Here is a 26057-nt window from a genome sequence, read left to right as displayed (position 1 = left end):
AAGCCCCGTGGCATCCGCCTCGTACCGGCTGTGAAACGGTTTCCTGCACCGGTTCGAGTCCATCGAACGGGTTGTCAGCCCAATCCGTAGAAACTCTCGCGGCCATGATCGTCCTGCCAGGCAAAGGCGTAGAGGCGACGGGCGGGGACACGAGTCAACTTCCGACTATCGCTACCCTCTCCAGTCGTCAGGTCCCACGAGGCGCCGTCTCCACGTAACGTTTCGTCTCGGAGTTCGAGCGGCTCGCCTGGATGCTCGAACGCGTAGATCTCACTCCCGTCGCTGACAACGAGAACATCGTGCCCTCCTACTGAATCGGAGACGATGCCCCCGTCGGCACGAACCTGTGGGATGGGATAGCCAACGGCTTCGCCGTTGAGGACGATCCCGAGCACTGTCGTCTTCGCGTCGATATCATCCCGTTCCCAGGTACGTTCAATCCCCTCACCGCGCATCGCTCGCAGCCCGAACGCGTCTGCAGCATCGTACTCGTTGTACCGAGCCATATCGTATGCCGCACGTGAGGACCGTCCGTGTTGGTCGTTTTCGCCGCCGTGGACGGGCTGTAACACAACACCGTTCGGATACACGGATCGAAACTGCCGCCACGACATCATAAGTGCGGGCACGACCTCCAGTTCGTGGCCGTCGAGTGGGCCACTGATAGCTTTCCCGAGCGGTTGTTTCCACTCGGATTCGGTTTCACGGTCGTACATCACCAGGGCGTCATCAGCAAGTTTCCCAGAGGTGCCAAACGTCAAGACCTGCCCATCGACTACACGGACGTAGACGGCGGCACTCGCACAGATCGGACACCAGGTCACTGCGATCGGTAGCTGTTCGTCGTTCGCGTCCGTGGCTGACGGGGCAAATTTCCTGGACTCGTGAGGTTCTTCGAGCACATCGTTAACGATCTCGTGATAACTGAGGATACGCACCGGATACGCCCGCGGTGGGTCGCTCTCGACGACGATCACCTCATCGTCGTCATCACCAAAGTACGCAGTACCGAACGACGGGTCGTCGACACTCGGAATCGCATCCCGAGGGAGCACATCCTGAATATCCATATACTGGGCGCACGGCTGGAACGCGCATAATCACTTGGCTCAGAGATCACTGGTCAGGAAGATCCCATTCAATCCGCTGGGGAGTATTTGTCCTTCCGCGGTGATACTGCTGATATGACGAAGAACCTGTTTCGAACACCGGCCGGCGGTGTCATCACTGCGGTGACAGCAGCTGAGATGCAGGAAGTCGACCAGGTCGCTGTCGAGGACGTGGGGTTACAGCTCCTCCAAATGATGGAGAACGCTGGTCGGATTCTCGCGTGGCACGTTCGTGATATCCAAAAAGAGGAAACCCCCGTCCTGGTCGTGGCCGGCAACGGGGGAAATGGTGGCGGGGGGATGGCCTGTGCGAGACATCTCGCGAACCGTGGGGCTCCTGTCCGACTCATCGTCGACAGGCCGCCCGACGAACTGTCCGGAGCCGCAGCCACACAGTACCGCATCCTCGACGAAATGGATATCCCAATCACCACCGATACGGAGCGGCTCTCTCAATCAGAAGGTCAGCGAGTGATCGTAGATGCACTCATTGGCTACGGACTTGACGGCGAGATCCGACCGCCAGCGAGCGGGTTGATCAAGCGCATAAATGGGGTATCCGAATCGGTCGTATCACTTGATGTTCCATCTGGTATCGACGCGACGACAGGTGAAACCCTCGGGATAGCAGTCACGCCGGATCGAACCGTTACACTCGCACTTCCAAAGACCGGTCTCGAAACGGTCACAGGGGCGCTCTACCTCGCTGATATCAGTATCCCTCAGACGGTGTTCGAACGGCTGGACATCGAGTATGACCGTCCATTTGGACGTGATGACTGGATCGAACTGAAACGATAGCACGCCGTTTTGCTCCCGTGTAGCCAGGTTGCACGGCTCCCTGTCTCTAAAGTCACCCGGTGTGGTACTATCCCACATGATACGAGTAGGACAGGAGGCACCGGACTTCACGCTTCCCGGCGCGGCCGCCGGAAGGATCGAAACGCACGGGCTCTCGGAATATACGGACCGGGGCTGGGCGGTGGTGCTCGTCTTCTATCCATTCGACTTCCATCCGGCCTGTACTGACCAGTGGTGTTCACTGCGCGACGCCGACTGGCTCACGTTGCTGGACGACGTGGTCGTCCTTGGCGTGGGGGCGGACGGGGCTTACGCCCATCGTGAGTACGCAGACAAGCACAACATCCAGTTCCCACTGCTGTCAGATACGGACGGACAGGTCAGCCGGGCGTACGGCGTACTGGCTGAGGAATTCGATGGACATCGCGATGTTCCGGGTAGAGCGACCTTCGTCGTCGGCCCTGGCCGAGTCGTCCAATTCGCATGGTCTGCTCGCAGCCCGGATGAACAGCCTGATCTCGACGCGCTCCGGAAGGCGACGAACTGCCGCGACGATCAGTGTACCATCGATGAATCCGACGAAGCAGTCTGACCACTTCGCGTAGGCTGAAACGGCTATTTTTCCCCGTAAGTGTGGAAGTCAACGGCTTGTTCGAGCAGTTCGTCGGGAATTCCAGGGACCTCCTCGGAACGCACTGGCCCCTGCTCGTCGAGGAGATCGGGGTCACGTGGGAAGTCCCGGAGCTGGAAGTGAACGTCGATGCCGGCCTTCGCACCTTGGCCGAGCGCGACGGGGATCTGATTGTGACCTGGAGTACAGTCTCCCACGGCGTAGACGTCGTCAACGGATGTCCGTCCGTGGTTGTCGACCTCGATCGTTCCGTCGTCGTTGATATCACAGCCGAGTTCTCGCGCGAGGCCGTTGTTGTACTCTGCGCCGTACATGGCGAATCCACCCTTGTACTCCCGCACGCTCCCGTCCTCGAACTCCAGAGCCTTCAGCCAGCCGTCCTCACCGTTCCGGACGCCCGAGACGTCGTCATGGACGACATCGATCGGGTGGTTCTCGAGCATTTCGGCGGTCTGTTCGCTCCATTCGGGGTCGTTCCCGCGCGTGAGCAGGTCGACCTCGTCGGTGAAATTCAGCATGATGGCCGCAACGTGGGCGGCGCTCTCGGCGTGGCCCATCACGTACACCGACTCGTCGACGAACATGTGGGCGTCACAGTGCAGACAGTAGTGGAGCCCGCGGCCGGTCCGCGGGAGCGGCGGCGCCGGCCGAACGTCGTTAAACCCGGTCGCGAGAACGACACGGTCTGCCTCGTACTCCGCGTTGTTACCGGAAAGTCGGATTCCGTCCGAGTCGGGCCGCGAACAGGTCGTAACCATGTCGCGGTGGATATCACACCCGTACGCCTCGAGCTGTTCTTGCCCGATGCCGAGAAACTCCGCTCCACTCGTCTCCTCTTTCACACCCAGGAGATTGTGGACCTCCTGCATCATCGCTGCCCGTCCGCCGCCCCGGTTGACGACGGCAGTGTCGTGACCGAGTCGTGTGCTGTACAATGCTGCTGTCATCCCGGCGGGACCGCCGCCGACTACGACCACTTCGTACTCGTAGCTATCTAGTGACTCACTCATACGTCCAAAAAGCGGAGCATTCTGGAAATAGCTGTGCCTACGAGAGAGTAGAGCCCGAACATTTCAGACTGGGTTTAATAGGTGAGTGTATTCACGTCAGTCCTTTCTGCGGGTGTGTGACTCCATTCAACGACCGCGTCGCGGTTTAATACCCGTCCTGCATCTGATAGAACTGAACATGGCATCAGTTATCGCCGGTTTGGCGGGTGGCCTCGTCGCAACGATCGTTATGACCATCTTGATGATGGTAATGGGTGACGGCGGGCCGCCGCCGACGGCAGCACTCGTTGCAAAATTTGCGGGCGGAGAGCCTGACGACTACGCGATGCCTGGGATGGTATTACACCTGATATACGGTATCGTCGCCGGAGCAGTCTTCGCTGTAGGTGTCCCGCTGGTTGGCCTGAGTCTCGGTTCCATCGGCGTCGCTACTGGCCTCGGTCTCGTCTACGGCCTCATCCTCATGATCGGGGGGATGATGTTCTGGATGCGGATGATCATCGGCATGGAACCCGATCGCGATATGATGATGATGTTCGGGACGGTTCACGTCGTCTACGGTATCGTCTTAGGTGCCTTCCTCGGGGCCGGCATTCTCGCGTAGAAGGTTCCGATCGGGTGCATCAGGACCGAGTACAAGTGCGGCTCCACCAGAGACACCAAAACTCATGTCACGACTTCCCCTACTCGAACTGGACGACATCCCCGAAGAGTATCATCACCTGTTCACTGACGATTACCTCGGTGACCGTCACATCTTCCGCGTCTGGGCGCACAACCCCGAGGTTCTCCAGGCCACGTTAGAGTATCTTGATACTCTCTACGACCAGCTAGGCGACCGGCGAAAGGAATTGGTCATCCTCACCGTCGCTCGGGCGCGTGACGCTCGATACGAGTGGCACCAACACGTCGATATCGCTCGCGACAAGGGCGTCACGCTCCAGGAAATGCGGGCAATTGGCGGTGACGACTTCTCGATGTTCGACGATGCCGAGTACGTCCTGCTCCAGTACGCTCGGGCTGTCGAATCCGGCACCGTTACCGACCAGATTCACGATGCACTCACTCGAGAATACTCCCCTGCAGAAATCGTCGCACTCGGACTCCTAGTTGATTTCTACGTCGGGCTGTGTAATTATATCGCAGCCGTCGATCTCCCGTTCGAAGGAGGCGAATTCGTCGGGTGGATTCCTGAAGAACAGGCAGTCTCAGAACTCTTCGGGTAGTATCAATGGTTTGTGAGAATCGCTCCGAACACGAGGGCGCGGTGAGTGTTGGTCCTGATCGCTGGAAATCCACGATGAGTATTACCAATAGCACCCTCCATGCCATCTCCCAGCTATGATCAGAAACCGACCAGTCATATTCAGTGGATTCGTCACTGTCGTCGGTTTGCTCGGCGTGTCGTTTCTGGACGGTTCGACGGGGAGTTTCGTCGCCATCACGGCACAATCGCTCCCCATCCCGACCGGCTTTCCAGTTGATAAGTTCCTGGCACACTGGTGGGTGTTCCCAGCTTCGATTCTCTTTGCGATGGTCGCGCTCGCGTCCGGCGTCTCGGGAGCACTGTTTTTCAGTCCGTTCTTTATGTTGATCGTCGGTCTCTCGCCCGCACAGGCAATCGGAGCCGGCCTCCTGACGGAGGTGTTCGGGATGGGGAACGGGTTGCTGAACTACGTCCGTCAACGAGTCGTCGACTACCAGACAGCGAAGTGGCTCCTGCTCGGGGCCGTACCGGCTGTTGTGATCGGGGCGTTAACCACCCACCTCGTTCCGACGACGCTGCTGAAGTTCGCCTTCGGTATCGGGCTGCTCGGGCTCGGCGGATTCCTCGTTTATTATGACCCGCCCGAGGAGCACGAGCCCGGTGAGCGCGAGGGCGCCTACCTCGAACGGAAGAACACCGGGGGCGGCAAGACAACCATCGAGACGACGGATGGCGAGACGTTCACCTACGACACCTGCTGGCGGCCGCCCGGCGTCGGCCTGGCGACCGTCGGTGGCTTCATCACCGGGCTTATCAGCGCTGGTCTCCCTGAGGTCACAACCACGCAACTGATCGTCCGCTGTCGGCTCCCGCCCCGTGTCGCAGTCGCAACGAGCGTATTTGTACTCGGTATCGCTGCCATTGCGGGTGCGGTCGTTCACGCACTCGCTGCGACCCCTGTGTGGTATATCGTCGCTTGGTCGATCCCCGGCGTTTTGATCGGCGGGACGATCGGCACCCGAGTCGGGAAATACGTCCCTAGCGAAATCATGGAACCGGCGCTCGGAGTCGTCTTCGCTATCGTCGGCGTGATCGTGCTCGCGAGCGAACTCCTCACGTAGTCTGTCGGCGCTTCCAATGGCTCTCTACCACCGGAGCAGTCCTCCTACCCTACGGTGAACTCGAACCGTGCGCCGCCACTCTCGCTGTCGGTTACGGTCACATTCCAGCCGTGGGCTTCGGCGATCCGTTCGACGATTGCCAAGCCGAACCCGGTCCCCCTGTCGCTCGTCGTAAAGCCGTGATCGAACACTCTCCGGCGGTCTCCTTCGGGAACGCCGGGGCCGTCGTCTGCCACGTAGAACCCATCGTTACTCCTTCCAACCCGAATCGTCACGTTTTCGCCACCGTGCTCGACGGCGTTACGAAAGAGATTTTCCAGCAACTCTTGGATGCGGTCAGCGTCCCCGTGTACCGTGGCCAGATCGTCGGCCACCTCCAACGTGGCGGTCGCCGTATCCGTCCTCTCCCACGCTTCCTCGACGGCATCCTCGAGCGAAACAGAGGTTTTCTCGTCGATCGTTTTACCCTGTCGTGCGAGCGATAGTGTGTCCTCGATGAGAACGTTCATTCGCTCCAGTGCGTCTTCGATGGCGTCGAAATGTTCGGAGTCACACTCCTCTCTTGCGAGCGACAGACGGCCCGACGCCACGGTCAGCGGATTCCGCAGGTCGTGTGATACGATGTTCGCAAACTCGTTGAGGCGCTCGTTCTGTCGTTCGAGTTCTCGTTCGCGGTCGCGCAGCTCCTGTTCGCGCTGTACGCGTTCGAAGGCCGCTGTCGCGTTCCTAGCGAGAATCTCGATGAGTTCGCGCGTCGCCGGATCGAACTCCTCGACAACACAAGAACCGACGTGCAACTGCCCGTGGCCGTCCATGGGGACCAGCAGCAGCGTCCCGAGTGGTGTCTCCGGGTGGGCTGGTGCGTCCATCTGCTGATAGTTTTCGATGAGCGTGGGCTCCCCCTTGTGGAACACCTGCATTTCGGTGGTGTCGGGGGGAATCGTCCCGATTTCATCGGCCGTGTCCTGCGATTCGTCTAAATCGTCCGCCGTGTCCGTCGCCGCGAGCGGGACGAGTTGTTCCTCATCCGATTCGTAGCGCCAGAGCGCGGTCAGCGGCTGATCGAGTACGTCAGCAGCCACGTCAACCGTGACGTCAGCGACCTCGACCATCGTCTCTGCGGTCACGAGCCGACGAGCCGCCTCGTTGAGGGCTCTGAGCCGCTTTTCGTACTGCTTACGACTAGTGACGTCCGAGAACACCCAGATGCGTCCGTAGTATGTCCCGTCGTCGTCCTTCGCAGGTGCCGTGTACCGCTCGAAGGTTCGCCCGTCCGAGAGGTGGATCAGTTCGTGGCCCGTTTCGTCGGGATTGTCGTAAAAGTATTCGACCGTCTGGAGGAATTCGTTGGGCCGTTCGAGTTCGGCGAGGACTGATTCGATCGCCCGCTGGTCGTCGCCTGACGCGACTACGTCGTCGGGAATCCCCCACATGTCGACGAACTGTTGGTTGTACGTGAAGAACTGCCGATTCTTGTCGACGACGAGGATGCCGTCGGGCACCGTCTCGACCACTGCCTCCAGAACCGATTGCCGGTAGCCGGGTTCATTCATAACGATACGCGACCCCTCTTGCTCTCCTATCTCCGTGGTCCACCATATAGTGAGGGTACGAAAACGCCGGCCTGGAACCGATCCAACTCATCAAGCGTCGTTCAAGTACTGTCCTCGGTTGGCCAGTCACGAGTGTGCCCACCGACTTGATGGAAACCCCTGTTGGGCTGTATTGCACACACGAAGTACTGCTATATCTGCCGTACTGCTATGCTCTCTCACGCATGCCCACCGATGAGTTCGCCATAACCCAACCCGATATGACGACGGACGACCTGCTCGTGATCGACGATCCACACTTCGACCCCGACACCGTGGCCGTCGTCACGGGTGCTGCATCCGGAATCGGGCAGGCGACTGCGGTCGCACTGGCGGCAAATGGACTCTCGGTCGTCGGGGCGGACATCGACGAGGACGGTCTCGAGCAGACGGTCAACCTTGCTGACGACCTGGATGCGTCTGGCACGATACACCCCGTTCCGACCGATCTCACCGACGACGCTGATGTCGAGGCGATGATCGATACCGCAGCCGATTACGGGGAGTTGCGATACGTCGCGAACGTCGCCGGGATGCAACATATCGCCTCCATCTCGGAATTCCCGATGGAGAAATACGATTTGCTTCTGGATATCATGCTTCGGGCTCCGTTCCTGACCGCCAAGCTCGCGACGCCCCGTATCCGAGACACCGATGATGGGGTCGGGGCAATCGGCAACATGTCCTCGGTCCACGGCCATTATGCCACACAGGACAAGCCCGCGTACATCACCGCCAAGCACGGTCTCCACGGACTCACGCGCTCAATCGCCGCCGAAGGCGGGGGAACGCTTCGGGGGTTCTCGGTCAGCGTCGGGTACGTACTCACGCCGCTGATGGTGAACCAGATTGAGGACACCGCCGAGGAACGCGGTATTTCCGAGCAAGAGGTCGTCGAGGACGTGATGTTGGGACAGGCCCGGACGAAGGAGATGATGATGCCTGCCGAAGTCGCGAACCTCTTCGTATTCGGCTTCTCGGGGCACGGCAAACACCTCAACGGTGGCGACTTGCTCTGGGACGGTGGCTACACAACGACCTATGAGTGACACGATGACCGATGGCGACGACCCCACGAGAGTAGCGATTGCCTGTCAGGGTGGCGGAAGCCACACAGCTTTCACGGCTGGCGTTTTGAAAGGCCTCCTACGCGAATGGGATGACGAGTACGAACTGGTCGGGGTCAGCGGGACCTCCGGTGGCGCGTTCAACGCGCTCGCGGCGTGGTACGGGCTGGTCACAGCCGACGAGGACAAAGCGATCGAACTCCTCGATGCGATCTGGGAAGACCTGTCGGCGTCCAGTCTCTCCGATCAGTTCATGAATAATTTCGTCGTCGGCCTGTCGCGGCTCGGGAGCACTGGGATCCCGATGCTCCAGGTCAGTCCGTACGATATTCCTGGCTCGGAAGTGGGGAAGGACGAAATTCGGGAGACGCTCGAACGGCACATTGACTTCAATACAATCCCGGACCTCTGTGGCCGGGATACACCCGAACTCGTCGTCGGAACGGTCAATATCAACGCCGGCATCTTCGAGACGTTCACGAACGAAGCAGTGACACCCAAAGCGATCCTCGCGTCCGCCGCCGTTCCGGCGATGTTCGAAGCCGTCGAGATTAACGGCCACTACCACTGGGACGGGCTCTTCTCCCAGAACCCCCCGATCGACGATTTGATGACTGTCGATGCTGGTCGCAAGCCCGAGGACCTGTGGGTCATTCAGATCAATCCCCAAGAGCGCGAGGGCGAACCCACGTCACTCGAGGAGATCGCCGACCGGCGCAACGAGCTATCGGGCAACATCTCGTTGAACCAAGAGTTAGGAGTCATTGAACGGGTCAATACGTGGATCGATGAGGGACACCTTCCAGAGAGTGAATTTTCGAAGACCGATATCCACCGGATTCCGATGGGTCGGCAGTATCACTGCTCAACGAAAGTTGACCGCAGCCCGGGGTTCATTCAGGAACTGATGGATCTGGGTGAACAACGCGCCGAAGAGTTTCTGGCCAGTCGCGCCGGATCACTACCAATCGAAACGACTTCGTGACCGAGGGAGGCGCCACGTCGCTGCAACTTCTCTCGGCTCGGTGTACGGGCTCGCCGTAACGACTGACGGTTTGACGCGGCGCTCGTAATCCCCCCTACCTCTTATTTGCGCGCTTGTTAATATCTATCATGGGAATAACGAGCGCCGATCCGACCGGTTCAGCAGTCGAACTCGAATTCGAGCTCCGGGATCGCGACTGTTTCTTCGTCGATGCATCCGCCCTCGCCGACTGTCGAGTCACCCTCGAACACATGGTGAACCGCTCGGACGACCGACTGCTGGAGTATTTTACCGTGGAAAGGACGGCACCCGATCGCGTTCTCTCCATGGTCGAGGAGGCGACAGTTATTGACGAGGCGCGGCTAATTAGCCGGGGGGTTGACGGAGGCCTATTTGAGTTCGTGGTTTCGGGCCCCTGTGTGACGACTACCCTCGCTGATACGGGAGCAATCGCACGATCGGTCCTGGCTGACGAAGGGATCGGTGAGATCATCGCAGACGTGCCGGCCCACGTCGACGTCAGGCGGGTCGCCGAACAGTTCGGAGACCAGTATCCGGAGTCGACGCTCACTGCCTGCCGAAACTCCGACGAACCGGTTCCGATCCGGACCGAGTCCGGGGTTCACGCGACGATGGCCGACCAGCTCACCGACAAGCAACAGGAGGTGCTCCGAACCGCCTACCTGAGCGGCTACTTCAGCTGGCCACGACGGTCCAGTGCCGAGGAGTGTGCCGACGCGCTCGGCATCGCGCAGTCGACGTTTAGCCAGCACATCCGGACTGCCGAGGAGAAGGTCATCGGGCGGCTGTTCGAAAGTGGCGTCGAGCAGTGACTGTCAGCGACTGACCGTCCGACAGGGGAGTTATTGTTGCTTCGAAACCGGCTGCTGTCTGGTTTGACTAAAAACCTATCCTATCAACATAGGGACTAGCGCTTTGCGCCTTTCTACCAAAACATCTGCGAGGGCAAGAGAGACGATGACGACAACCTACGACGAATGGACGGCGGCACAGGAAAGCACGACAGTCACAGTGGACGACCACGACATCGAGATGGCATTTCGCGACGAGGGCAGTGGTGACCCCGTCGTCTTCCTCCACGGCATCCCGACAAACTCGTACCTCTTTCGCGACCAGTTCGACGCGGTTGCTGCGGAACGGCGTGCGATCGCGCCGGACATGATCGGCTACGGCAGCTCCGCGATGTACGACGGGTTCGACCGGTCGATCCGCGCCCAGGAGATTGCGATCCGGAGTCTCGTTGACGAGCTCGACTTCGATACCATCGACTTCGTCGGGCACGATCTCGGTGGCGGTGTGGGTTTACGCTACGCGGCCCGGACGCCAGAGGTGATCGACCGGCTGGTCCTGTCGAACTCTGTCGCCTACGACTCCTGGCCGATCCAGACGATCACCGACCTCGGCCTGCCCGAGACGGCCCGAGAGACGAGCGTCGAGGAACTCCAGGGGATGCTCGACGGGTTGTTCCGAGACACGCTTTTTGGGGACGATCACGACGAGACGTTCCTCGACGGAATGAAGGCGCCGTGGGCCTCCGAGGAAGGCGTCACCTCCGTCGTACGCAACGCGAGTGCGACAAACACCAGCCACACGACGGAGATCGATCCGAGTGACGTGACCGCCGACACGCTCCTGCTGTGGGGCACCGAAGACGAGTTCCAGCCGATCACGTGGGCAGAACAGCTCGAATCGGACATCGATTCCTGTGAGCTGATCGGTCTCGAAGCGAACCATTGGGTTCCGGAGGATCGGACGGCGGAGTTCACCGACCATCTGACCGAGTTCCTGCTGTGAACCGCCTCGGGGTCAAGCCCAGAGGAACTCGGCCTGCTCCGCCTGTAGACGAGTCTCCGTCTGACACACCACTCGCTTGTCGTCTTTTATAACCTCGGCCCGAACAGGACACGCATGGAAAAGGTTCGCATCGACGAGGTCGACAACAGCGTCCAGCCGGCGGCGGTGATGCGCCATCTCACAGAGCCGCTCGGTGTCGCCGACCTCGCGATCAACTACTACGAGCTCGAACCCGGCGATAGCTTTGCGTTCGCCTACCACAACCACGAGGTACAGGAGGAACTGTTCTACGTTCAGTCGGGGACGGCGACGTTCGAGACCGAGGCCGGTCCGGTGACGGTCGACGAAGGCGAGATTATCCGGTTCGACCGTGAGGAGTTCCAGCGTGGCTGGAATCGGGGTGACGAACGCGTCCGCGCACTCGCGCTCGGCGCACCGCTGGAGTACGGGGAGCAGCACAAACTTCGATACTGTCCGGAGTGCGAGACCGACACGGAGGGGCGACTGGAACGAACCGACGACGAGAGTACAGTTGTCGCCTACTGCAAGCGATGCAACGCGGAGACAGGACGGTGGTTCCGGGGATCGATGGAGGGCGAGGTTCCGTAGTATTGTTCGATCCTCACCCTTCGCTACCTATGGGCGGATCACCGCTCGCCCCTCGATCTCACCATGTTCGAGTTTTTCAGCGACCGCGTTGACGTCGTCGAGGTCGTAGTAGGACGTGTGTAGGTCGACCTCGTCCTGCTCGACCAGAGCGACGAGTTCCTGAAGCTCCGAGAACTGCCCGACGATGTTACCTACGTAGGAAAATTCGCCGTTGACAAGTGCCTGAGCGGGTTCGTGGATGTGCCCGCCGTAGCCGATGATGTGGTGGTCGCCGCCGGCGGCGGTGATGTCGGGAGCGTACTCGGTCGTCACGTCCGCACCGACGAAGTCGAGCACCTGCGTTGCGCCTGTGCCGTCGGTGACGCTGTCGATGAACTCGCGGACGTCGTCGGTCTCGGGATTGACAGTATGGTCGACGCCGAGGTCCTCGGCCAGTTCGAGTGCCTCGTCTTTCAGGTCGACGGCGGTGATCTCTGCGGCACTCATCGCGTCGAGACACTGGACGCCGATATGACCGAGGCCGCCGACACCGATGACGGTGGCGTGGTCGCCCGGGTTCAGCTCGTCGACTGCCTTCTTTGCGGCGTGATAGGCAGTGATCCCGGCATCGGCGTGGGGTGCGATCTCTGCCGGATCGACACCAGCGGGCAGCGGGATCACCGACCGCTCGCTGGTCAGCAGGTAATCGGCGAACCCGCCGTCGATCGTCAATCCGTTGAACGACTGGTTCTCGCAATACATCGTCTCGCCGAGTCGACAGGGTCGACAGGTTCCACACGTCTGGACCGGATGGCAGATGACCTGGTCGCCCTCTGAGACGATGTCAACCTCGTCACCTGTCTCGACGACCCGACCGGCGTTCTCGTGGCCGAGCGTCATCGGCAGGTCCTGGTCGACGTACTCGTCCCACATTCCTTCGATAATGTGGTTGTCCGTCTGGCACCAGCCGGCACCGATCACCTCGACAAGGACGCCGTCCGACCGCTCGATCGTCGGTCGGTCGATCTCCTCGATCGTCAGTCCCTCGCTCATGTCGTCCGTGTACTCGTGGAGTCGTGCTGCGTGCATGTTACACTCTACCAATAGCGCCACTCTGCCTAAGAAGTACGCCTATAGTTATCGGTAAAACCACTATTGTCGTGTGTTACCACTATCCAAGAGCAATGTACACGCACAACGGCGAAGACGTGTTCGTCATCGATGGACACATCCACCTCTGGGACGCGACAGAGGAGAACATCATCCACGAAGGCGGCGAACAGTTCATCCAGTGCTTCTACGACTACCACACGGCGTTCACGCCCGAGGAAGAGCAGTGGGACATGGACACGTACCGGCAGTACGGGTCCGAACGAATGGTCCTGGACCTCTTCCGAGACGGCTACGTCGACATGGGCATCTTCCAGCCGACGTACCTGACTGACTTCTACGACAAGGGGTTCAACACGACCGATCAGAACGCCGAACTCGCCGAGCAGTATCCCGAACGGTTCGTTCTCAACGGGAGTTTCGACCCCCGCGACGGCGACGAGGGCATCGAGCATCTCGAGCGTCTCAAAGACGACTACGACATTCAGGGCGTGAAACTCTATACGGCGGAATGGCGTGGCGAATCGAAGGGTTGGCGGCTCGACAGCGATGAAGCGTTCCGATTTCTCGAGAAGTGTGCCGAACTCGGCATCGAAAACATCCACGCCCACAAGGGGCCGACGATCAGGCCGTTGAACCGCGACGCGTTCGACGTACGCGACGTCGACGACGCCGCTACCTCGTTCCCGGATCTCAACTTCATCGTGGAACACGTCGGCTTCCCCCGCGTGGATGACTTCTGTCACATCGCCACCCAGGAGACCAACGTCTACGGCGGACTCGCCGTCGCGGCACCGTTCGCCCAGAACCGCCCGCGAAAGTTCGCCGAGATGATGGGCGAACTCCTGTTCTGGGTCGGTGAAGACAACCTCCTCTTTGGCAGCGACTACGGCATCTGGGAGCCCGACTGGCTCGTTCCGGCAGTGATGAACGCGGAGTTGACCCAGGAGGAACGAGCCGAGTACGGCGTCGAACTCTCCCCAGAGGTCAAGCGAAAGATCATGGGAGAAAACGCGGCACGGCTCTACGATATCGATATTGAAGAAAAGAAAGAACAGTTCCGCGACGACGCGATCAGCCAGGAGTTCGGGCTCGGCGACAGCTACGAGGAGGCGTCGGCAGACTGAACCATGGCGACTACAGATCCGCCGGATCCATCGGGCTTGACGAACCACTCGGAGATCGCCAGCTGCTCGGTGACCACCGACAAGTCGGTCGATCTCGACGCCATCCGCGAGCGTCTCGACCACGTCCACGACCCTGAACTGGACCGCTCTATCGTCGAACTCCAGTACGTCGAATCGATCGAGATCGACCACGGTGCAGTAACCGTCGCATTCGTGCTTCCGACGGCCTGGTGTTCGCCTGCCTTCGCGTGGATGATGGCGACGGGTATCCGAGACGAAGTTGCGGAACTCTCCGGTGCCACGTCCGTCACCGTCCGTCTCTTGGACCATATGCACGGCGACGAGATCACGACCGGCGTCAACCAGCGTCGCTCCTTCGAATCGGTGTTCGAAGACGCCGAAGACGGTATCGAGGCCGTCCGCCGGAAACTCGACGAGAAGGCCCGATTCGCCCGCCAACACAGCGCGCTCACGACGCTCCAGCAAGCCGGACTCGACCCCGATCAGATCGCGCCGCTGACGCGGGCCGACGTCGATCTCGATTTCAGTTCGGACCAGGCGGCTGTGACCATCCAGAACGGTGCACTGACGGTAACCGTCGCGCGCGACCCGCTAGCCGAATATCTCGAAAAGGCTCGAGCGACAGGTCTCGTCACCGACGACAACGATCCTCTGTTCGCTGACCGCGAGGGCGAGACGCTGTCTTCGGACCCGAAGTCGTTCGAATCGATTGTCCGTGACGCACGGCTCGCTGCCGCGAACATCGAGGGCCAGGGAGCGATCTGTGAATCGCTCCATAAATCCCGGAACGACGTCGACTTCGAGTGATCCAGTAGCGGCTCTCTGAGGATACAGCCTCCGTTCGGCCACCCGCGAGTTTCGACGCGCCGGGCAACCCTCTGAGGTGGAGCCTCGAGAGCGCGCCAACGGCGGAGAAGAGTGCCAGCGGCGCGAAGGCCCGCTGCCAGCCGACAAGGTCGACGTCGAGTGGGATCAGCTGGAAGCTATCCGTGGTTCCTATGGGACAAAGACGAGCTCGCCGGTCGCTACCGCGACGACAACGAGATAGAATGCAGTCCCGAACGCTGCACTTGTCACGACGACCAAGTCGGGATCGCGCCGCGGCAGAGTATGCCGAACGAACGGAATGTCCGTGAGTTCCGGGCGCGTCAGGACGTGGTTCATGATGACTCCGAACGCGCCGACGAGAATCGGACCGAACATGATGCTATTGACCAGACGGGAGAGCCATAGCGTCGTGTCGTCACTGAGCGTGACCGTTGCGACGGGACCGAGTACCCTCGATGGGTGGGGAACCATAGACACTACACCGCCGTAACTGGCGTAGAGAAATACTGTCCCACCCAGGACGATCGCGAACAGTTTGAACGCTCCGGCTAGGTGGGCGGGGAGAACCCGAGGGAGGACGAACACGCCGACGAGGAAGATCACGTTCATCCCGAACCAGGGCCCGAAGTTCTGAATCGCCAGCGGTAGTCCCGTGGCGAGAATTCCCATGCTAACCCAATCGAGGCTCATCAGCGGCGAACTCGGACACGAGCCCGCGAGCACCTGTGTTCGATGGGTCGGGTGGAGCAGGTGGGTAATCACCCGCGCGAGCAGGAATGTCGGCACCAGAAGCAGGTAGGCCAGCAGGCGCACCTGGAGGCCGGCCGGCGTTCCGACCGCGCCGATTGCGACCGCGGTCGAAAAATCGAGGACGCCGTTGACAAACCAGAACGTGAGCAATGACGGCGCGAACAGACACCCGTTCAATATCGCCGTGAGGTAGCCCGTCGAGTACGAGAATTCCTGTGAGAACAGGGTTTGTCCCAAGGTCGACAAACGTCCCGAATCGCTCTTGTGTCGTTTCCTGACTCATAGTTCAGAGAGGATAGGATGCTCTCGTCGTTCGTCTGTAGGCTCGATAGCTAGCGACCGTCCCTTTGGAACGCCGAATTCGTTTACGCGGTCACGTCCCGGAACGCCGACTCGACGATCTTACTCAGGGTCGGGTGGGCATGGATCGCGTTCGCGACTTCGTCGACGGTCACGCCTGTCCGCATCGCGAGGATAGCCTCGTGAAGCAACGTCGATGCCTCGTATCCGATGGCGTGTGCACCCAGAATCTCGCCATCAGGGGCTGCAAGAACCTTCACGAAGCCGTGGTCGAGTTTCTTGGCTCGCCCCATCGCCGAGTCGCTGTACTCCGCCTGCCCGACCACGTACTCCGTCCCTTTCTCGTCGAGTGCGTCTTCCGTCGCGCCGACGCCGGCGATCTGCGGTTCGGTGAAGATCGTGTGCGGCATTGCCGAGAGGTCGAGTGCTTGCTGCTCGCCGTCGATGACGTTCGCAATCGTGTGGCGGGTCTCGTAGTCTCCCGAGTGTTTGAACAGCGCATTCCCTGCGATGTCGCCCTGCGCCCAGACGTTCACTGCGGAGGTCTCTAGGTATTCGTTCGTCTCGATGAACCCGTTGTCGTCGACGTCGATGCCTGCGGCGTCGAGATCGAGTGTATCGCTGTTGGGGCGGCGTCCGAGCGCGACCAGTACCTCGTCTCCTTCGACAGTCAGTTCGTCGCCGGCCTCGGTTTCCGCGTGGACGGCGTGGCCGCCTTCGATCTCTTCAACCGCTGTCACCCGGTGGCCGGTGTAGACATCGTGGCGGTCGGCTGCGATATCGGTGAACGTCTCGGCGACAGCCGTGTCCTCCCGCGGCAGTAGCGTATCCATCATCTCCACGATGGTCACGTCCGTTCCCAGCGACTCGAACACGTAGCCGAGTTCGACGGCGATGTAGCCGCCGCCCATGATGACGAGACTCTCCGGTGGTTCCCGGAGGTAGAGAGCGTCCTGGCTCGTGAGGTAGTCGATCTCGTCGAGTCCCTCGATCGGTGGCACGATCGGACGACTCCCCGTGGCGACCACGACCTTCTCGGAGGTGACGGGTTCGCCATCAAGTTCGACCGTCCGTTCGTCGACGAATTTCGTTCGCTCCTTGAACAGCGTGAGGTGCTCTTTCTCCCGATACCGCGCTTCCATGTCTTCGGCGATACCGCCCAGCAGGTCGTCCATCTCGTCGACAACGGCAGCGTGATCGATCCCCTCTATGCTTGCGTCTACGTGGAACTGTTCGGCGTTCCGAACGTGATTGATTGCGTTGGCGGCCTGGATAAGCATCTTCGAGGGATTGCAGCCTCGATTGAGACAGGTGCCACCGAGCGGGCCTGGTTCGACGAGGGCTGTCTCTAGCCCAGCGTCCGCTGCGGCCGCAGCGACGTTGTTGCCTGTCCCGCCACCGATAACGAGTACATCGAAGTCAGCCATACGTAGTATAGACCGAATCAGGGACTAAGAACTTCGTGCGGTAATTCAAGCAAATTACACGGGCGGTGAAGAGCGGAGCGGGGAATCGAACCACATTCTCGACTCGTTTTATTCATCACCAAACGAGTCCCAGAACACGTCCGGTAGCTCTTGGTCGGGATTCTCATCGTGATAGTCCTGCTTCATCACGTTGGCGTCCTCAATGAGTGCGGCTGCTTCACCGGCCCAAACGTAGAATCCGATGAGCGTCTCACGCCGCATCCGCTCGAGGTCAACCGAGTGATACACGTTGACCACGCCGCCTCCCTCACGGTTCAGCTCTGATCGCCGGAGCAGACCCAGTTCCACGAGTGTATTGAGATAGCGGGTGACGGTACTCCGGTCGTAGCCCAACGACTCGGCGACCTCGTTTGCGGACAGCGGCCCCTCACCAATGACACACAGACAAATATCGAGGCCGGCTTTCGGAAGGCCGAATGCCTGGAGGAGTACCTGTTTGACATCCGGCGGTTTGACACTCATCTCTACGTCTGTCACGCGCTCCATTGGCCTGTCGTGACAGGACATCGGCGGTTCGTCACGACCGAGTGCGAGGACGACGTTGTCGCAGTCGGGGCATTCGTAGAGATCGTATCGACTTGACTCCGGATTGTACGCCACCTCTTCGGGTTCTTTTTCTTCTGGCTGGTTTGGTTCGTTTCTCGCCATTAGCTATCTCTCTCCATATGTTGAACAATTACGCGGGCTGCCGATAAATACCGGTCCTCTCATACCCCTGCGCTCGGCGTTGCGGAGTCGACGATCACCATCTCATCAGTGTCGAGCTCCAAGAGTTCTTCACCGGTAATTGTCACCCGCACATCCCCATTTGGACCTACTCGAGCCAGCTCACAGGCTTCCAGGCCGTGCAGATGCGATTCGACTGTGTGTTCATCGGCGTCAAGCGTAGCTGCAAGCGCTTCGATGGTAGTCGTCTCCTGTCGCTCAGCGTCGCTTACTGCAGCGAGCTGTTCCAGGACAGTTCGTCTCGTTACAGACATTCTAATCGTCGGATATCCCAGCCAGAGACCACCGATTTCGTGATCTCTGACATCCTCGGATTCGCTGTTTACTACGCACTGCCGGTGGCGGTTCAATACTTCGATAGCGGGGTGTGGAGTGCATCGTACTCATAGTACTCATTCTTCGACAGTTTGGCTAATATCCAGCGTATATGCTTCGAGAACGTCCCGGCCGAGCAGAACTGGATAGGTCATCTCCGACCGATCGGTAATGCTGGCCGTGACTGTCCGCCAACGGCCGTTCAGACAGAGGTTGACGTCGACGAGCGGTCGTGTCTCAGTCTCGCTCCCCGTCCCAGACCGCACTTGGGTTGTGCCGACGAGTGGACCGACACCGATCCGACCAGCAAGGTCAGTATCGATACTCGTTCGTTTGGCTCCCGTGTCCGACTTTGCGACTGCTTGTTCTGCGCCATCCCGGCCGTTGATCCGTATCCGAGTCGTGTACCCGAGGACCCCGTCGTCGCCCTCCTCCTGGACGAGTGGCGGTTTACAATCGGGCACGGAATCGTCAAGCGTCGCTTCCAGCTCGACGACCTGTGAAGTCTCGACGCTGCCCCCCGCACGCTCGATAGCAAGGCGAGCGATATGTGGGGCCGCCGAGACACCTGTCGCGGAAAACAGACCTTTGAATCCTGCAGTGGCATTGACTTCGAGGATGTACCACTCGCCTTCGATGGGCATCAGGTCGACGCCAGCCAGATCCAATCCAAGGATGCTCGTTGCTTCTTTGGCGAGACGGCGCGGTCTCTGATCGAGGTCGTCAGTCACCCCTTCGACTTCGCCACCAACCGCGACGTTCGTCCGCCAGTCGCCCTCGGGAGCGTGGCGTCGCATCGCACCGACGATTTCTCCACCGACGACGTACACACGAACGTCGGACGGGCGGTCAGCGGGATCCTCCAGAAATTCCTGGACGAAGGAGTGTTCGTCGTTGATCATCGGGCTGACGGGCTCGTTCGGCGAGACGATCGACATGTCCTGCCCGTTGGTCCCGATAGTATGCTTGTGCGCGGCGTCGTTTGGGAGGTATTCCGGCCACTCTTCGAACGTTCGCGATGACCGACCAAAATAGGCGTCCGGAACCGGAAGGTCGGCTGCGGCGAGCTTCGCACCGGCGCGATACTTGTGGAGCGTGTTCGCGACGGCTTGGGGCGGGTTCACGACGGGTGTCGTCTCCTCGTAGAGTGCGGCCAGCTGGAGATCTTCGAGTTGGTGGTCGCTCTTCGTGAGGAGCATTCGGTTCACGAGGACATCGACGCGTGGCGAGAGCTGGACGGTGCCGTCCTCGATCCACGAGGTGATGTTCTCGTCGCGGATCCAGACGGGTTCGTGCCCCAGCACCCGAACCGCATTCAGGATCGCTTTGGTCTCCTTGCTGTTGTGGGGGCTCAACACGCCAACCCGCTGTGTCCCCGCGGCGGTCTGTGCACTCTCGATGCTTGAAGACCGCGCCGAGTCCGTCGCACCCTCTGGCCCGGGCGAATTGGAAGAGGCAGTCATTAGCGTTGCTCTGGTACTGATTGGGGATAGCCGTCATTACGGGTTCTGCGTGCGTGTAACACAGTTACAACCGCTCTTTCGATTTAAGCCGATAGGACCCACCACGTAGGGACTGATGACCGCGCAACAGGCAGAGGCGTTCACCTTTGATGGCGGCCGAGTGGAGCCGGGCGAAACTGAGGAACTCCGGTATTCAGTGAGCGAAACCTATCTCGGCGATCCAGTTCGTATCCCAGTTACGATTATCAACGGGCCACGACCCGGACCAACCGCGTTTCTTTCGGCTGCGATTCATGGCGATGAACTCAACGGCATCGAAGTCGTCCGGGAAGTCGCACAGGAGTGGAATCACTCAGAGGTCTGTGGAACGCTCGTCTGTTTGCCAGTGTTGAACGTCCAGGGATTCACCGCGCAGGAGCGCTATCTCCCGATCTACGAACGGGACCTCAATCGTGCCTTTCCAGGGAAACAGGATAGTACGAGCTCGAACCGGATCGCCTACCAGATCTATCACAATTTCATCGAACCCTGTGATTTCGGTCTCGATTTCCACACGTCGACCCGCGGGCGGACGAATATGTTCCACGTCCGCGCCGACATGGATGACGAGGGAGCAGCGCGACTCGCTCGCGCGTTCGGGACGAATCTCATCATGGCTGGCGAAGGCTCGGAGGGGATGCTTCGTCGGGAGGCGACGGACGATGGGATTCCAACGATTACCCTCGAAATGGGTGAGGCACATCGCTTCGAGCGGGAGTTGATCGACCACGCACTTGAGGGCGTACGGAGTGTCTTTGCCGAGTACGGTATCTATCAGCAGGAGACAGTTCGCTGGCCGGGGTGGCGAACCATCATCGATGGGTGGAGTGAAAAGACATGGCTTCGGGCGGATGCCGGCGGTATCGTCGAGATGCTCTACGACCGAGGCGACCTCGTTCACGAAGGTGAGACAATTTGTCGGATCACGAATCCATTCAAATCGGCGGAGACGACTGTGGAGGCACCGTTTACCGGACTTCTCGCCGGCGTACTCGAAAATCCAGTGGTGTATCCCGGAAATCCACTCTGTCATTTCATCAAGGTCGGCGAAATGCAAGAACACATCATCGAAGAGCGAACCGGGAACACCCACGAGTGAAAGACCATGCAACTCGCCGTCGAGATGGAACTCGATGTTCGGGACATCCCGTTCGAGGCTACCATCCGACCACACCCGAAATACTCGACGGTCTACTCCGGAGGCCGCTTTCGAACTCGACCGATGGTCACGCACCCAGCCACACTGAATCGCGGTTCGCGGTGGGATTATCCGTTCGGCCCGACTACTTTCAGTCCGAAACCGAAGGTAACCGTTCCGATCCGCACCGGAGTAGGACGTGAACGTACGAGCACCAAGACCGATTCAATACTCTACAAATGAAAAGCAGCAATCCAGCGACCGGAGAAACGGTCGAAACGTACGACGAACACACCGAATCCGATGTCGACGATCGGCTGTCGAACGCTGAAACGGCATTCGAATCGTGGCGAGAGCGACCCGTGACGGAACGCGAAACGAAACTCGCAGCGGTGGCAACGCTGCTCCGGGAGCGAACCGAGGAATACGCGGAACTGATGACCCGAGAGATGGGCAAACCGATCGCACAGGCCGAGGCGGAAGTCGAGAAGTGTGCGTGGGTCTGTGACCACTACGCCGAACACGCAGGACGTTACTTGCAGGACGAACAGCATCCGAGCCCTCCGGGATCGAGCGTGAAGACAGTTCACGAACCGCTCGGGCCCGTCCTGGCGGTGATGCCGTGGAATTTCCCGTTCTGGCAGGTATTCCGATTCGCTGCCCCCTACCTGACGGCGGGCAATGTCGGGCTTCTCAAACACGCCTCGAACGTGCCAGGATGTGCGCTCGCTATCGAAGAGGTGTTCCGCGACGCTGGCTATCCCGAGGGTGCGTTCCAGTCACTGCTGATCCCATCCGACCGTGTCGACGATGTCCTCTCAGATGACCGTGTGAAGGCAGCGACGCTGACCGGGAGCGGCCCGGCGGGACGGGCGGTCGCTGGCACGGCCGGCGAGAACCTCAAGAAGACCGTTCTCGAACTCGGGGGAAGTGACCCCTACGTCGTCCTCGATGACGCGGATGTCGAGGCTGCCGCGACGACCGGCGCATGGGCGCGTAACCTGAACGGGGGCCAGTCCTGTATCGCGGCCAAACGGTTCGTCGTCCACGATGCCGTTTACGAGGAGTTCATTGAACGGTTCGTCACCGAGATCGAGTCGTTCACTGTCGGCGACCCGATGGACCACGATACGGACGTCGGACCGCAGGCACGACAGGACCTCATGGAGGGGATTCACGAACAGGTGACTGCGAGCGTCGACGCCGGCGCGACGGTACTCACGGGTGGCGAACCACTCGACGACGATGAGCCGTACTATCCCCCAACGGTGCTCGCGGACGTTCCACCGGGCTGTCCCGTCGACGCCGAGGAGGTGTTCGGTCCCGTTGCTGCCGTCTACCGAGTCCCCGACGAGGAGGCCGCCGTCGAGAAAGCGAACGACACGGAGTTCGGTCTGGGAGCCAGCATCTGGACGGACGACCTCGATTGCGGCGAGCGGGTCGCCAGCCGTATCGACGCTGGCTGTACGTACATCAACGAACTCGTGAAATCAGATCCGAGAGTGCCGTTCGGCGGTGTAAACGAATCCGGCTACGGCCGTGAGCTCTCCGAAGCCGGGATCAAGGAGTTCGTCAACCGCAAGACGGTATGGAGCCAGCAAGCGGAGACGAGTGACGACGACGAGGTACCGACCGAATGAAAGCCTCTGATCTGCTCGTGCACTGTCTCGAGGGCGAAGGCGTCGAGCACGTGTTCGGTGTTCCTGGCGAAGAGACCGAAGATCTGCTCTTTTCGCTTCGGGACTCGGATATCGAGTTCATCCCGGTCCGACACGAGCAGGGAGCCGCGTTCATGGCGAACGTCCACGGCCGGCTCACGGGGGACGCAGGCGTCTGTCTCGGGACGCTCGGTCCCGGTGCGACGAACCTCGTGACGGGCGTCGCGGATGCGAACCTGGACAAAGCACCTCTCGTCGCGATCACAGGACAGGGTGGACTGGAGCGCCTGCACCAGGAGAGCCACCAGGCGCTCGACATCGTCGGCATGTTCGGACCGATCACGAAGTGGAACACGCAGCTCAACGATCCTGACATCATCAGCGAATCCATCCGGAAGGCGTTCAAGGTCGCCGAATACGAGAAACCCGGCGCGACGCATCTCGAATTTCCCGAAGACGTCGCCGGGTCGGAGACCGACACCACCCCAATGGACGCTCGTGAGCGTGTCCGACTCGCATCTCCGGACTCGGACCTGCTCCAACGAGTCCAGGCGTTCCTCGAAGAAGCCGACCGGCCGCTGATCATCGCGGGGAACGGAGCGGTACGGACAGACGCCACGACTCGGCTCCGCGAGTTCGTCGAGACGACCGGCATCCCCGTCGCGTCGACGTATAGCGGGAAAGGGGCGATCTCGGATCGATCACCACAGTCGTTGCTGACCCTCGACTCCGGCGATCACCAGGAGGCCTCCGACGCGATAGAGATGGCCGACCTCATCCTCACCGTCGGATACGACATCGCCGAACACGACCCGGCCGGCTGGAACAAGGGCGCGGACACCGTTATCGTGCACATCGACAGCGAGCCAGCAGAGGTGTACGAGGCGTACAACCCGAACCTCGAACTCGTCTGTGATCTCTCGACAGCACTCGAGAAACTCACCGAGCGGATGAACGAAAGCGAGACGCAGTTCGACGAGACGTGGTACAGCGATCTCAGGGACCACATCCTCGAAGATGTCGCCGCCGACCCATCCGGAGATGATCCGTTCACCGTCCGGACGGTACTGCCGGTGTTACGGGAAGTGATGAATGATGAAGACGTCCTGATATCCGACGTCGGAAGCCACAAGATGCAGATCGCACAGAACTTCCTCACCTACGAACCCAACACGTGCGTTATTTCGAACGGGCTGGCGTCGATGGGAATTTCGGTTCCGGGAGGGATCGCGGCCGATCTCGCGACCGACGCAGAGGTCGTCGCAGCGACCGGTGACGGCGGATTCCTGATGAACGGTGCCGAGATCGAGACCGCAACGCGGGTGGGGTGTGGCTATACGATCCTCCTTTTCGTCGACGACGATTACGGGCTGATCTCAGAGAAGCAGCACGCGCATCGCGGGGAATCGTTCGGAACGGGACTCACGAATCCCGACTTCATGACGCTCGCCGAGAGCTTCGGTATCGAGGGGTATCGCCCCGAAGAATGGGACGAACTCGAGGAGACGTTGCGGGATGCACTCCTGACAGATGAGATGTCGCTCGTCGAGATCCCAGTAGAGTAACCTCGAACTCACTGCGGTTCTTTTCCGGCTAGCCCACATACTGTTGAGCGATGGCTCGGAACGACGACCACATCACAGTGTACTCCGATTACGTGTGTCCATTTTGTTATCTCGGGCGACGCTCCCTCGAAGAGTATCAAGAGACTCGGGAACGTGATCTCAAAATTGACTGGCAGCCGTTCGATCTTCGGAGTCAAAAACGAGGCCCCGATGGCGAGATCGATCACTCGGTCGACGATGGCAAAGACGAGGCGTATTTCGACCAGGTGCGCCAGAACGTCACCCGGCTGAAAGACGAGTACGACGCAGACGAGATGCTTGACCTCGACGACCTTCCGGAAAACGTGGATTCGTTCGAGGCACAGGTCGCCTCGTTCTACGTAAATACCGAGTATCCCGAGCAGTGGCTCGCCTTCGACGAAGCGATCTTCGAAGCGCTGTGGATCGATGGGCGGGACATTAGCGATGTCGACGTTTTGGTCGAGATTGCAGAAAACACTGGATTGGACGGCGACGAGATTCGAACGGCAATCGCGAACGAGGACCTCCGCGACCGTCTCCGGGATCAGTTCACCGAAGCCCAGCAAGACGGAGTCACAGGCGTTCCGACGTTCGTCTACGACGGGTACGGTGCTCGAGGAGCAGTTCCGCCCGAACACTTGGAACGACTCGTCGAGGAAACGTGACCCATCTACTGCAGTTGGGTTTGCGTCTCGCACTCCGCTGTGTACCCACGGCTCCCACAAATCAGAGATAATGTCAGTGAACGTTTCGAGGTTCGAACTGGAGAACGCCGGTGCTGGGACGTCTTCGTTCCGCCTCGAGGACGCCCCCTCTGACCCTAATATCGAGGCAGTTGTCCTGTTGCTCCAGCGTGATTACCATTGCCGACAGTGTCGCCAGCAAGTTCAGGACATCACCGCACGGTACGACGAGTTCGAAGCCGAGAACGCACTCGTCGTCTCCGTCCTCCCAGAGCCGCTGGATCGAGCCCGCACCTGGCAGGAGTCCTATAACCTCCCGCTCCCCCTCCTCGCGGACCCGGCGAAAGAACTGGGCGACGCCCTCGACCATCTGTCCCAGTTCGGTGTCCATGGGAATCTCCACGACATGATCGGACGGATGCCCGAAGCACTCGTCATCGACGTCCGGGGCGACGATCCGATCGTAACCGACATCCACGAGGGAACGTCGCCATCGGACTGGCCGTCGATCGATAAACACCTCGAGGAGGTCCGTCAGCTCTCGGAGACTGCTGACAGCGCAGTACTTACCTGTGAATCGACCCAATCCAACCCAACTCGATACAATCAACGGCTGAACTCATGAGCGAATCACCATCCACCGACGACCCGGCGATAACCTTGTACCGACTTCAAGCATGTCCGTTCTGCGAGCGTGTCGTTCGCAAGCTCGACGAGTACGACCTCAACTATCGGTCGCGCTTTGTCGAGGCGATGCACTCCGAGCGTGACGTCGTCAAGCGCATCAGCGGCAAGCGCACCGTGCCGGCGATCGTCGACGAGAACACCGGTGTGACGATGTCCGAGAGCGCCAACATCGTCGAATACCTCGACAACACCTACGGAGCGGAGGCATAGCGG

The 26057-nt window shown here is 60.1% G+C and carries 27 protein-coding genes; 18 read left to right on the top strand and 9 right to left on the bottom strand.

All coding sequences use genetic code 11. The features are described 5' to 3' along the window. Nucleotides 1-74 precede the first annotated feature (74 nt). Nucleotides 75-1070, bottom strand: a complete 996-nt coding sequence (locus tag NL112_RS20865) for a DUF3179 domain-containing protein (protein WP_255152766.1) — start codon at nucleotides 1068-1070, stop codon at nucleotides 75-77. Nucleotides 1071-1184: 114 nt separating this feature from the next. On the opposite strand from NL112_RS20865, the gene NL112_RS20860 reads away from it, so the two are divergent. Both NL112_RS20860 and NL112_RS20855 read left to right on the top strand, forming a co-directional pair. Further along, the gene (locus tag NL112_RS20860) at nucleotides 1185-1910 is read left to right on the top strand and encodes an NAD(P)H-hydrate epimerase (protein ID WP_255152765.1); all 726 of its coding nucleotides are present in this window, start codon (nucleotides 1185-1187) and stop codon (nucleotides 1908-1910) included. A gap of 76 nt (nucleotides 1911-1986) precedes the next feature. Further along, nucleotides 1987-2502, top strand: coding sequence for a redoxin domain-containing protein (locus tag NL112_RS20855; RefSeq protein WP_255152764.1), 516 nt, complete (start codon nucleotides 1987-1989; stop codon nucleotides 2500-2502). Between the two features lie 23 nt (nucleotides 2503-2525). Here the strand turns inward: NL112_RS20855 and NL112_RS20850 are convergent, their stop codons facing one another. After that, nucleotides 2526-3551, bottom strand: coding sequence for an NAD(P)/FAD-dependent oxidoreductase (locus tag NL112_RS20850; RefSeq protein WP_255152763.1), 1026 nt, complete (start codon nucleotides 3549-3551; stop codon nucleotides 2526-2528). Between the two features lie 178 nt (nucleotides 3552-3729). Here NL112_RS20850 and NL112_RS20845 point away from each other — a divergent pair, with 178 nt between their 5' ends. The 3 genes from NL112_RS20845 (at nucleotide 3730) to NL112_RS20835 (ending at nucleotide 5879) form a co-directional block, all read left to right on the top strand. After that, nucleotides 3730-4155, top strand: a complete 426-nt coding sequence (locus tag NL112_RS20845) for a hypothetical protein (RefSeq protein ID WP_255152762.1) — start codon at nucleotides 3730-3732, stop codon at nucleotides 4153-4155. A 64-nt stretch (nucleotides 4156-4219) separates the two neighbouring features. After that, nucleotides 4220-4777 carry a carboxymuconolactone decarboxylase family protein gene (locus NL112_RS20840; RefSeq protein ID WP_255152761.1) on the top strand — a complete coding sequence of 186 codons (558 nt, stop codon included), beginning with the start codon at nucleotides 4220-4222 and terminating at the stop codon, nucleotides 4775-4777. 115 nt (nucleotides 4778-4892) lie between these two features. Continuing rightward, nucleotides 4893-5879: a sulfite exporter TauE/SafE family protein gene (locus tag NL112_RS20835; protein WP_255152760.1), complete on the top strand. Its 987-nt coding sequence runs from the start codon at nucleotides 4893-4895 to the stop codon at nucleotides 5877-5879. Between the two features lie 44 nt (nucleotides 5880-5923). Here the strand turns inward: NL112_RS20835 and NL112_RS20830 are convergent, their stop codons facing one another. Further along, nucleotides 5924-7432, bottom strand: coding sequence for a PAS domain-containing sensor histidine kinase (locus NL112_RS20830; protein ID WP_255152759.1), 1509 nt, complete (start codon nucleotides 7430-7432; stop codon nucleotides 5924-5926). A 224-nt stretch (nucleotides 7433-7656) separates the two neighbouring features. Here NL112_RS20830 and NL112_RS20825 point away from each other — a divergent pair, with 224 nt between their 5' ends. The 5 genes from NL112_RS20825 to NL112_RS20805 all read left to right on the top strand — a co-directional run bounded on the left by NL112_RS20825 (nucleotide 7657) and on the right by NL112_RS20805 (nucleotide 11947). Then, a complete protein-coding gene (locus tag NL112_RS20825; RefSeq protein WP_255152758.1) occupies nucleotides 7657-8520 on the top strand; it encodes an SDR family oxidoreductase in 864 nt (287 codons plus the stop codon). Next, nucleotides 8513-9523: a patatin-like phospholipase family protein gene (locus NL112_RS20820; RefSeq protein WP_434084207.1), complete on the top strand. Its 1011-nt coding sequence runs from the start codon at nucleotides 8513-8515 to the stop codon at nucleotides 9521-9523. The genes NL112_RS20825 and NL112_RS20820 overlap by 8 nt, the downstream gene beginning before the upstream one ends. A gap of 128 nt (nucleotides 9524-9651) precedes the next feature. After that, entirely contained in the window at nucleotides 9652-10356 is a 705-nt protein-coding gene (locus NL112_RS20815; RefSeq protein WP_255152754.1) for a bacterio-opsin activator domain-containing protein, read from the top strand. 145 nt (nucleotides 10357-10501) lie between these two features. Continuing rightward, nucleotides 10502-11338, top strand: a complete 837-nt coding sequence (locus NL112_RS20810) for an alpha/beta fold hydrolase (protein WP_255152951.1) — start codon at nucleotides 10502-10504, stop codon at nucleotides 11336-11338. Nucleotides 11339-11452: 114 nt separating this feature from the next. Next, on the top strand, nucleotides 11453-11947 hold the full coding sequence (locus tag NL112_RS20805) for a cupin domain-containing protein (RefSeq protein WP_255152753.1): 495 nt from the start codon (nucleotides 11453-11455) through the stop codon (nucleotides 11945-11947). Nucleotides 11948-11974: 27 nt separating this feature from the next. On the opposite strand, the gene NL112_RS20800 is transcribed toward NL112_RS20805, so the two are convergent. Then, nucleotides 11975-13015: an NAD(P)-dependent alcohol dehydrogenase gene (locus NL112_RS20800; RefSeq protein ID WP_255152752.1), complete on the bottom strand. Its 1041-nt coding sequence runs from the start codon at nucleotides 13013-13015 to the stop codon at nucleotides 11975-11977. Between the two features lie 95 nt (nucleotides 13016-13110). On the opposite strand from NL112_RS20800, the gene NL112_RS20795 reads away from it, so the two are divergent. Together NL112_RS20795 and NL112_RS20790 are read left to right on the top strand one after the other, a co-directional pair. After that, nucleotides 13111-14163 (top strand): amidohydrolase family protein, encoded by a 1053-nt coding sequence (locus NL112_RS20795; RefSeq protein ID WP_255152750.1) that lies wholly within the window; start codon nucleotides 13111-13113, stop codon nucleotides 14161-14163. A gap of 69 nt (nucleotides 14164-14232) precedes the next feature. Next, complete coding sequence (locus NL112_RS20790; RefSeq protein WP_255152748.1) at nucleotides 14233-14991, top strand: iron-sulfur cluster assembly protein; 759 nt, start codon at nucleotides 14233-14235, stop codon at nucleotides 14989-14991. A 189-nt stretch (nucleotides 14992-15180) separates the two neighbouring features. On the opposite strand, the gene NL112_RS20785 is transcribed toward NL112_RS20790, so the two are convergent. The 5 genes from NL112_RS20785 to NL112_RS20765 all read right to left on the bottom strand — a co-directional run bounded on the left by NL112_RS20785 (nucleotide 15181) and on the right by NL112_RS20765 (nucleotide 20053). Continuing rightward, nucleotides 15181-15999, bottom strand: a complete 819-nt coding sequence (locus NL112_RS20785) for a hypothetical protein (protein WP_255152747.1) — start codon at nucleotides 15997-15999, stop codon at nucleotides 15181-15183. 128 nt (nucleotides 16000-16127) lie between these two features. Next, nucleotides 16128-17489 (bottom strand): dihydrolipoyl dehydrogenase family protein, encoded by a 1362-nt coding sequence (locus tag NL112_RS20780; protein ID WP_255152745.1) that lies wholly within the window; start codon nucleotides 17487-17489, stop codon nucleotides 16128-16130. 108 nt (nucleotides 17490-17597) lie between these two features. Next, nucleotides 17598-18197 carry a helix-turn-helix domain-containing protein gene (locus tag NL112_RS20775; RefSeq protein WP_255152742.1) on the bottom strand — a complete coding sequence of 200 codons (600 nt, stop codon included), beginning with the start codon at nucleotides 18195-18197 and terminating at the stop codon, nucleotides 17598-17600. Between the two features lie 59 nt (nucleotides 18198-18256). Then, the gene (locus NL112_RS20770) at nucleotides 18257-18625 is read right to left on the bottom strand and encodes a hypothetical protein (protein WP_255152740.1); all 369 of its coding nucleotides are present in this window, start codon (nucleotides 18623-18625) and stop codon (nucleotides 18257-18259) included. A 42-nt stretch (nucleotides 18626-18667) separates the two neighbouring features. Then, on the bottom strand, nucleotides 18668-20053 hold the full coding sequence (locus NL112_RS20765) for a putative ATP-dependent zinc protease (protein WP_255152738.1): 1386 nt from the start codon (nucleotides 20051-20053) through the stop codon (nucleotides 18668-18670). A gap of 115 nt (nucleotides 20054-20168) precedes the next feature. On the opposite strand from NL112_RS20765, the gene NL112_RS20760 reads away from it, so the two are divergent. The 6 genes from NL112_RS20760 to NL112_RS20735 all read left to right on the top strand — a co-directional run bounded on the left by NL112_RS20760 (nucleotide 20169) and on the right by NL112_RS20735 (nucleotide 26054). Beyond that, nucleotides 20169-21191 (top strand): succinylglutamate desuccinylase/aspartoacylase family protein, encoded by a 1023-nt coding sequence (locus NL112_RS20760; protein ID WP_255152735.1) that lies wholly within the window; start codon nucleotides 20169-20171, stop codon nucleotides 21189-21191. A 278-nt stretch (nucleotides 21192-21469) separates the two neighbouring features. Next, nucleotides 21470-22870, top strand: coding sequence for an NAD-dependent succinate-semialdehyde dehydrogenase (locus NL112_RS20755; protein WP_255152733.1), 1401 nt, complete (start codon nucleotides 21470-21472; stop codon nucleotides 22868-22870). Beyond that, nucleotides 22867-24453, top strand: coding sequence for an acetolactate synthase large subunit (locus tag NL112_RS20750; protein ID WP_255152732.1), 1587 nt, complete (start codon nucleotides 22867-22869; stop codon nucleotides 24451-24453). The genes NL112_RS20755 and NL112_RS20750 overlap by 4 nt, the downstream gene beginning before the upstream one ends. A 50-nt stretch (nucleotides 24454-24503) precedes the next feature. After that, nucleotides 24504-25139: a DsbA family oxidoreductase gene (locus tag NL112_RS20745; protein ID WP_255152730.1), complete on the top strand. Its 636-nt coding sequence runs from the start codon at nucleotides 24504-24506 to the stop codon at nucleotides 25137-25139. A 70-nt stretch (nucleotides 25140-25209) separates the two neighbouring features. Continuing rightward, nucleotides 25210-25782 carry a redoxin domain-containing protein gene (locus NL112_RS20740; RefSeq protein ID WP_255152729.1) on the top strand — a complete coding sequence of 191 codons (573 nt, stop codon included), beginning with the start codon at nucleotides 25210-25212 and terminating at the stop codon, nucleotides 25780-25782. Beyond that, the gene (locus tag NL112_RS20735) at nucleotides 25779-26054 is read left to right on the top strand and encodes a glutathione S-transferase N-terminal domain-containing protein (RefSeq protein WP_255152727.1); all 276 of its coding nucleotides are present in this window, start codon (nucleotides 25779-25781) and stop codon (nucleotides 26052-26054) included. The genes NL112_RS20740 and NL112_RS20735 overlap by 4 nt, the downstream gene beginning before the upstream one ends. Nucleotides 26055-26057: the final 3 nt, after the last annotated feature.

Origin of the sequence: Halorarius halobius (assembly GCF_024298865.1) — an archaeon.
In the GTDB taxonomy this organism is placed as follows: Archaea; Halobacteriota; Halobacteria; order Halobacteriales; family Haloarculaceae; genus Halorarius; species Halorarius halobius.
Note: the sequence above shows the minus strand (reverse complement) of the source record. Positions and strands in the feature narration are given on the sequence as shown.